Origin of the sequence: Rhodopirellula maiorica SM1 (genome assembly GCF_000346295.1) — a bacterium.
Lineage (GTDB): Bacteria > Planctomycetota > Planctomycetia > Pirellulales > Pirellulaceae > Novipirellula > Novipirellula maiorica.
Map to the genome: position 1 here is coordinate 1 of NZ_ANOG01000573.1, position 7,655 is coordinate 7,655.

General features: G+C 53.7%; 7 protein-coding genes. 3 read left to right on the forward strand and 4 right to left on the reverse strand.

The window, feature by feature from the left end; genetic code table 11:
• Positions 1–162 precede the first annotated feature (162 nt).
• The 3 genes from hemW to RMSM_RS18220 form a co-directional block, all read right to left on the reverse strand.
• Complete coding sequence (gene hemW / locus RMSM_RS18210) at positions 163–1,323, reverse strand: radical SAM family heme chaperone HemW (RefSeq protein ID WP_008699441.1); 1,161 nt, start codon at positions 1,321–1,323, stop codon at positions 163–165.
• Between the two features lie 2 nt (positions 1,324–1,325).
• A complete protein-coding gene (locus RMSM_RS18215) occupies positions 1,326–2,165 on the reverse strand; it encodes an MBL fold metallo-hydrolase (RefSeq protein WP_008699443.1) in 840 nt (279 codons plus the stop codon).
• Positions 2,166–2,264: 99 nt separating this feature from the next.
• Positions 2,265–3,068 carry a segregation and condensation protein A gene (locus RMSM_RS18220; protein ID WP_008699445.1) on the reverse strand — a complete coding sequence of 268 codons (804 nt, stop codon included), beginning with the start codon at positions 3,066–3,068 and terminating at the stop codon, positions 2,265–2,267.
• Between the two features lie 317 nt (positions 3,069–3,385).
• Between RMSM_RS18220 and ilvN the strand changes: the two genes are divergently transcribed.
• The 3 genes from ilvN (at position 3,386) to RMSM_RS18235 (ending at position 5,652) form a co-directional block, all read left to right on the forward strand.
• Positions 3,386–3,925, forward strand: a complete 540-nt coding sequence (ilvN, locus tag RMSM_RS18225; protein ID WP_008699446.1) for an acetolactate synthase small subunit — start codon at positions 3,386–3,388, stop codon at positions 3,923–3,925.
• Positions 3,926–4,023: 98 nt separating this feature from the next.
• Positions 4,024–5,028, forward strand: coding sequence for a ketol-acid reductoisomerase (gene ilvC, locus RMSM_RS18230; protein ID WP_008699447.1), 1,005 nt, complete (start codon positions 4,024–4,026; stop codon positions 5,026–5,028).
• Positions 5,029–5,031: 3 nt separating this feature from the next.
• Positions 5,032–5,652: a DUF4254 domain-containing protein gene (locus tag RMSM_RS18235; protein ID WP_008699450.1), complete on the forward strand. Its 621-nt coding sequence runs from the start codon at positions 5,032–5,034 to the stop codon at positions 5,650–5,652.
• 76 nt (positions 5,653–5,728) lie between these two features.
• Here RMSM_RS18235 and RMSM_RS18240 read toward each other — a convergent pair whose 3' ends face one another.
• On the reverse strand, positions 5,729–7,465 hold the full coding sequence (locus tag RMSM_RS18240; protein ID WP_008699452.1) for a LamG domain-containing protein: 1,737 nt from the start codon (positions 7,463–7,465) through the stop codon (positions 5,729–5,731).
• Between the last annotated feature and the right edge of the window lie 190 nt (positions 7,466–7,655).

The following is a 7,655-nucleotide window of genomic DNA, read 5'->3' on the forward strand; positions in this document are numbered from 1 at the left end:
ACAGTCTTAACGAATTCCAGTGCAAAAATCGCATCTGCTGGATCTGCGTCGCTACCGCGACTTGATCCGGCCTACCATCGATCGCTAACACAACGAGCCCCACCGGTGAGCCGGCTCAATAAATCAACAAGCCGTTTGCCGGAACCGCTATCCCATGGCGGCTTAGCCGAGTAGCTCTGATGCAACCGAGTCGGCAAATAGGATTCCTTGTTCGCTCAAGCGGATGTGGTTGCCCTGTCGCTGTAGCAGGCCTTGCGACATCAACTTTTCAATCGCGTCACCGCACTCGCTGTGCAAGTCGATCTTGGTTTCGCGAGCGAGTTCCGCGATGTCGATACCGTCGATCATGCGGATCCCAAACGCCGCGCGTTCACGTGCGTATTGCAGCGGAGTGATCGCGTCGGATTCAGCGACGGGGGATTCATTTCGCTCGATTCGTTTCAGATACGTCGTCGTGCTGCGATGGTTGACTTCACGGTGCCCGTTGACAAAGCGTGCAGCGCCAGGGCCGGCGGCGTACCAGCCTCGCCCTTGCCAATAGGCAAGATTGTGGCGACAACGAAACCCGGCACGAGCAAAGTTGGAAATTTCGTAGTGACGGAGTCCCCTCGCGGACGAACGTTCACGCGTCATCGTATACATCGCGACCTCGGTCGCCTCGTCCACTCCGTCCAAGCGACCGGCGCGTTGTGCCGTCCAAAATGCCGTGCCTTTCTCGAACGTTAACGCGTATGTCGACAAATGATTGATCGGCAAATCCAACGCGGTTTGCAAATCCGCTTGCCAATCCGAAACGGTCTCTTGCGGTGCTGCAAAAATTAAGTCAATCGAAACGTTGCCAATCCACTTGGCCGCTAGCTCGATCGCCGCGGCGGCTTGAGCGGCGGTGTGGCTGCGCTGCAGCACTTTCAATTTCTGAGGGTTAAACGACTGCACTCCCAAACTAATACGGTTGATGCCATGGTCGGCCAGCAGACGCAGTTTCGGTTCGTCGATGTCTTCGGGATTGGCTTCGACACTGCGCTCCGCTTGGTCGGTCAAACTAAATCGCAACTCGATCTGCTGAAGCAGCCATTCGAGCTGAGCGGCATCGAGATGCGTCGGAGTCCCGCCGCCTAGAAACAGAGTGTCAATCCGGGGCCGATCCAGCTGCGCGAGTTCTCGATCGATTGCGGTCAAAAACGGCTGAACCAAATCATCGCGGTCCGCGATCACCGAAAAGTTGCAATAGCCGCAGCGATGTCGACAAAACGGAACGTGAATGTAAGCCGAACGAGGTGTCGGCCAAGTCCAACCCGAATGTGGATGTGAAACAGACTGCATGTTTAGAGCCACAGTTTCATACGGCCACCGAGAGCATCGGGAAGTGCTTTCTGAGCGAGTCGCTTTACTTGCGAGTCGTTGTAACGCGTGCTGAGGTGAGATGCGATAATCAGTTCGTTCTGAAAACGGTCGGCACGTTGCCGGTAATCGTCGATGTGCATGTGACCATGCTTGTGTATTTTTTCTTTGCGATGCTCTGGCGCGACAAATGTCAATTCGCTGACCAACGTCTTAGCTTCGTAAAAGACGGGGTTGTTATCGAGCCCCGGTGGCGATGTGTCACCGGTATAGGCGAACACCGGCACCCGCGTCTCTTCGGTGATTTCGGTTCCCGCCAATTTGAGATCGCGGATCTTGTCGCCCTCGAGCCCCTGGAATTCGGGTTTCAATTTGTGACGACGCTGGTGGATCACAAAACCGAGCGAATCGATCGTGTGTCGTGTTTTTAGCGACGTGACAATGTACTCGCGGCTGATCGAGGTTTCGTCGCCGGGCAGCAAACCGATCAATTCGCATGGCATCGCACCTCGATCGAGACGGCGGAACAACTGCAACATGTCCCACGTGGTGTCCACTGCGGAATCGGGAAGGTAGATCACTGGCGGATCCATCTTCATCATCCGCCGTCGCGATACGTAGGCAGGTAATGCGGCGATATGGTCGAGATGTGCGTGCGAGATGAACATGGTGGGCGTGCCCATGAAATCCCACGGTTGCCCGCCACAATCGAACAAGACCTTCAGCTCGTTGACTCGCCAATACGTTTGCACGGCCGCTCGTGAGTAGCCTTCGATGGTCAGACCATTGTGGACGTGAGAAAGAACAGGAAGGTTTTCAACCATCGGGCCGCGGCAATCAGTGCAAAATGTGAAGGAACTTGTCTAGGCCCGAACAAGATATCGTGAAGCGTTCGTTTGCTGTACCGGACACGATCCGCGACGTTAACGCATTCGGATCGGCATGTTGCTCGCTTCAATCGCTTTGGTGCCGTAGTTATCCACTTCGTTGACATTCAGACTTTCGGAATAGTTCGCGGTGCGGACGACATAGATATCGCCGTGTTCGTGCTGCAAGACTGCGGCACCGTGGTGCCGGGTCAATTCCAGCGTCGCCAAAAACCAGCCAATCAGCGATGATTTGTGGATCCCGCCGGTGACCAGGTCCATCAAATGCACTTGTTCGGATGTTTGCAGACGTTCGTGAATTCGCTGCATATAGACGTGAATCGGCGTGTCGTCGTAAACGACTTCGGTCGCAGGCGGGCCTGCGGCTTCGCGCATGATTCGCCCAAACGCGCTGACCAAGTCCCAGATTTCCAGGTCGACGATCGGTTGATCGCCCAAATCGACGCGGCGGGTCGGCAGATCGTCCGACATCCGCTCGTACCGCTGCTGCCACCGACTGCCCATTTCGTCAAGAATCGAGGCGGCATCGCGGATTTCTTTGTACTGCAGCAACCGTTCAATCAGCTCGGACTGCGGATCGACAATCTCTTCTTCGTCGTTGTCTTCGACAATTTTCGGCAAAACCGCCTGACTTTTCATCTCGACCAAGGTGGATGCCAAGTCGAGGAAATCACCCACATCGCCTAGGTCCAACTCTTGCAAAATGTCCATGTAGCCGAGGTACTGATCGACAATTTTGGACAATGACACCTCCGGCAGCGACACCTCTTGGCGGCGAACCAGGTAGAGCAGCAGGTCGAGTGGGCCACGATATGCTGGCAATTCAACACGAAAATTCATGGTTTTGCCGAAGTCCCAGACGGTGCGAATGGAGAAGATGGGGGAAGATGACCAGCGCAATACGTGTCGCTGCGTGACTCACATTAGCTTAGCAACCAAGTTCGCTCTAGACACGTTTTTGTGGTCATTTGCTGCGTTTTCGCGTGAACATCCCGCTGCCGAGACCTGTCCTCGCCGGTGGCGTCGCCCCAGCATAGGTCAGGATTCCCTTCGGAGTGTGTCTAAGCCCTTGTTGGTTTTTGTCGCCAAAATTATCATGCTACGCTCGACAAAGCGGTTCAATCCAAATCCTCGTAGATGACGACACCCCCCATCTGATGAGCAACGACAACCAGCGGCATGTGCTCAGTGCACTTGTCCAAAACGTTCCAGGCGTTCTGGCCCACATCTCCGGCATGCTTGCCTCACGCGGATTCAATATTGATTCGCTTGCGGTGGGTGAAACCGAAAACAAGCAACTTTCACGCATGACATTTGTCGTCGTGGGCGACGACCGCGTGCTCGAACAGGTCGGCAAGCAGTTGGAAAAGATCGTCACGGTCGTCCAAGTTCTTGACGTCAGCAGTCGTGATTTCGTCGAGCGTGATTTGTTGTTGATGAAGATCAAAGCCCCTGCCGGTCCGGTTCGCAGCGAAATTCGTGAGCTCGTCGATATATTCCGCGGCAAGATCGTCGATGTCGGTCCAAACGAAGTGATGGTGGAGATCAGCGGTCGCGAAAACAAGGTACAAGCGTTCATCGAGCGAATGCGGCCTTACGGGATCACCGAACTGGCTCGTACCGGTCGTATCGCGATGGTTCGCAGCGACGCCGGTTCGCCGCGGCTCAGTGATTCGCCCAAAGTGGTATCGGTCTAACGATTCGACGTTCTACCGCTCCCCACCATTATTCCAAGTTTTGAAACACATAATCAGACTTTCCCCTTACTCAACAACCCAAAGATTTGAGCCCCGTTATGGCTGCTACGATTTACTACGAAAACGATGCGGATTTGTCTCACCTCAAAGGCAAGACCGTTGCAATTCTTGGCTACGGTTCGCAAGGCCACGCACAGGCTCAAAACCTTCGTGACAGCGGATGTGACGTGATCATCGGGCAACGCCCCGGATCGGCAAATTACGATTTGGCCGTTTCGCACGGCTTCAAGCCAATGTCGATCGACGAAGCGACCAAAGCCGCCGACGTCATCAACGTCCTGCTTCCCGATGAAGTTCAAGGCGACGTGTATCGCCAACAGATCGAGCCGAACTTGAAGCCCGGCAACGTCCTGATGTGCTCGCACGGTTTCAACATTCACTTTGGACAAATCGAGCCTCCGAAGGGAATCGACACATTGTTGGTCGCTCCGAAAGGCCCGGGCCACTTGGTGCGTAGCGAATACGAAAAAGGTGGCGGCGTTCCTTGTTTGATCGCCCTAGGCGAAGGTGCAGCGGAATCCACCAAGCAAATCGGTTTGGCCTACGCCAAGGCGATCGGCGGAACGCGTGGTGGCGTGATCGAAACCACGTTTGCCGAAGAAACCGAAACCGACTTGTTCGGCGAACAAGTGGTTCTGTGCGGTGGCGTTAGCGAATTGGTGAAGGCCGGCTTTGAAACGCTTGTCGAAGCAGGCTACCAGCCCGAAATGGCTTACTTTGAGTGCATGCACGAATTGAAGCTGATCGTCGATTTGTTGTACGAAGGCGGTTTGAGCTACATGCGTTACAGCATTAGCAACACGGCCGAATATGGTGACTACGTCAGCGGTCCACGCATCATCACCGACGAAACCAAGGCTGAGATGAAGAAGATTTTGACCGAAATCCAACACGGCGAATTCGCTCGCAAGTGGATCTCGGAAAATCGTGCCGGTGCACCTTTCTTCAAGGCGACTCGTCGTTTGGAGCGTGAGCATGGCGTCGAGCAAATCGGCCGTGGTCTTCGCCGCATGATGACTTGGATCGACGAAAAGGAAGTTTGATCCATGGCATCGTCAGATCCATTACCGGTGCTTCGAGTTGCGGATCTGACGCAGATGCAGATCGATAGGGTTCAGCGTTGGCACGCTGAACCGATCGGTCATTCATTCTCAGGGATCTTGGGACTTGTTTGCGACCAACATGCCACCAACTTTCGGTTGTGGCACGAGGAGGACAAGGCACGCAGTCCCACCGCGACCGATGCGGAAATTGCCGCGGTCAAACGTACGATTGATGGTTTGAATCAGCTTCGTCACAACCAGATCGAAAAGGTGGATGACGCGATTTCCGATGCCATCGCGGCGGCAGGCATTTCGGTCGCCGCAGACGCACCGATCAACACCGAAACGCCGGGCAGTGTGATCGATCGACTGTCGATCCAATCGCTGCGTTTGTTTCATTACGGTGAACAGTGTGATCGCAGTGATACCGAGCCCGAACATCGCGAGAAAGTCGCCCAGCGGCTTGCCGTTTGCGAGACCCAACTAGAAGATTTGTCGTTGTCATTACAGCAATTGTTGGATGATATTTTCGCGGGACGAAAACGTCACAAAACATATCGTCAGATGAAAATGTACAACGATGCCTCGCTAAACCCCGCGATCTACAACTCTGGTCGTTCGTAGTCGCGATGCCGGTGCCTCTGCGGTGCTGCGTCGCGACGTAGATTCTGTAGAGGGTGCAAAGGGTGGCGCCACATTACTAATGCGGGCGGCTTTGGTTGTAGAGTTCTCGGATCTCGAAATCGGACAACGCACGGCCAAACATCGCAAATTCATCGATTCGGCCGTTCAAGTTGCGAACCGGTTCGTTGTCATATTTTCGCTCAGGGCTCCAGTTCCCTAGCTCCGCTTTTCCAAAACGAATCTTCGTGACTGGTGCCTGTGGGGCATTGGGCTCGCTGCCTACTCGGAGGTCAAAACGTGCAACCCGTTTGCCATCGAGATAGTGAGAAAGCGATTGCGATTTCTTGTCGACCACGACTGCGAGGTGGATCCAACGTCCGAGGTCCTCGTAACTAAGCACGGGCTCGCTTACAAAAATACGACGTGGCGAATCGGCCACTTTGATCCCGGCGTCGATCTCGCCCGTCCATTTGACCTGCCAGTGCAAATGGCCATCGTCATAACGATCGGTTAGGAAGATCGAGTTAAAGTGTCGGTCAAATCCATCGAGTCGGAGCCAGGTGGTCATCGTCACGTTATCGAATTCACCGGGGATATTCAGTCGCACTCGGTCGCTTGGTTTCTTAAATTCAAGCGACGGTTTAAGTTCCCAGCGACCTGTGCTTACTTCGCATCCCACGATCGAGCCATCAATCGCGTTATTGCCTTTGTCTTTCAGCAATTGCGGGTTTTCGCTTTGCGAATCAAAGTCATAAAACAAAACAAGGTCTTTGTCCCGTTGAATTTTCTTTCGGTAGTCGGACCAAACTTGATAGCTTTTTTGCTCCTGTTCCGTTTTTCGTAAGCTCAAGTCTTTATTGTTCGTAAACTGGCTGGTGTCCGACTCGATCCTTTTCCATTCTTTGTTGTCCTTTTGTCGAAGCCCTTCACCAGACGACACCATTTGCGGTGAGTCGTCGCCGAGCCGCGAATGAACGTGGACCTCCCCATCAAAAACGTGCAGTTCTTGTTTGCCGTCGGGTTTGATTTCCACTCCAAACTCGGTCCCCATATCCATGTACGTTGTATCACGTGTTTCGATTGAAAATCCGACGGCGGCCGGAGGGACATAGCAGCGGACTTTGCCGTTATGTAATACAGCTTTTTCCTCCGAGACAAGGTCGAGCTTTGCAGGGCCTTCGACCACTACCATGGCTCCCGAAAGGAACACAATCTCCAAGATGCCAGATTCCAGGTTCAATACATGGCTGGGAACCACTTCACCTACACGAAGTGGCGTCGCCGACCTAGCCCAGTTCACATCAACGGCACTCTTGATCAACGCAATCGATCGATTGCTAACCAATCGCGTCGGAGGAATCAGCGGTTGGGACAACGAGCCTTCTTGCCGTATGCTCTCAGTCAGCTGGGCCGGCGTCGAAACGCCTTGGTTTCGCTGATACAGCATGGAAAAAATAGCGATACCCAGCGAAGCGGCGCAGGTAATCACCATCGTCAGCCAAGTAAGTCTGAGACGGTGGGATTGTGGTTCAGCCGATGCCAAATGTGTCACTCGATCGGCGTTGCTAGTATCAGGCTCCATGACCGCAGCCAAAGAAATGCCGTGCAAATGCGCAGCGGATTGTTTGATATCAAACGTGTCGGCGATTTCATTCAGTGCCGCGTGAGTCGCCATCGTTTCACGGAACTGTCGTCGGCGCTCAACGTCATCACGAAGCATCGTTTGAAGTTGAGTAAACGATTCCTGGTCAAGCAGGCCCGCGCAGTAGCGATCGACGAGGTCGTCGAAATCGTTTTGGGTTGAGGAATCCATCGTTATTTATTTCTATGGCTTGATCGGTTTAGCTCGGCTTCAGCTTCGTTTCGACGCACTGTTTTAACTTACTTCGCAAGCGGCCGAGTAGTTTGTAGAGTCGATTAACAGGCAGACTGTGTTTTTCAGCAACGCGATTTATCGGAGTTCCGCCCGCGTAGGCGGACAACAAAAGATGTCGGTCAGGTTT

Bases quoted from the DNA above. Each gene is read 5' to 3' on its own strand.
- hemW (WP_008699441.1), bottom strand. From the start codon at position 1,323: ATGCAGTCTGTTTCACATCCACATTCGGGTTGGACTTGGCCGACACCT.
- RMSM_RS18215 (WP_008699443.1), bottom strand. From the start codon at position 2,165: ATGGTTGAAAACCTTCCTGTTCTTTCTCACGTCCACAATGGTCTGACC.
- RMSM_RS18220 (WP_008699445.1), bottom strand. From the start codon at position 3,068: ATGAATTTTCGTGTTGAATTGCCAGCATATCGTGGCCCACTCGACCTG.
- ilvN (WP_008699446.1), top strand. From the start codon at position 3,386: ATGAGCAACGACAACCAGCGGCATGTGCTCAGTGCACTTGTCCAAAAC.
- ilvC (WP_008699447.1), top strand. From the start codon at position 4,024: ATGGCTGCTACGATTTACTACGAAAACGATGCGGATTTGTCTCACCTC.
- RMSM_RS18235 (WP_008699450.1), top strand. From the start codon at position 5,032: ATGGCATCGTCAGATCCATTACCGGTGCTTCGAGTTGCGGATCTGACG.
- RMSM_RS18240 (WP_008699452.1), bottom strand. From the start codon at position 7,465: ATGGATTCCTCAACCCAAAACGATTTCGACGACCTCGTCGATCGCTAC.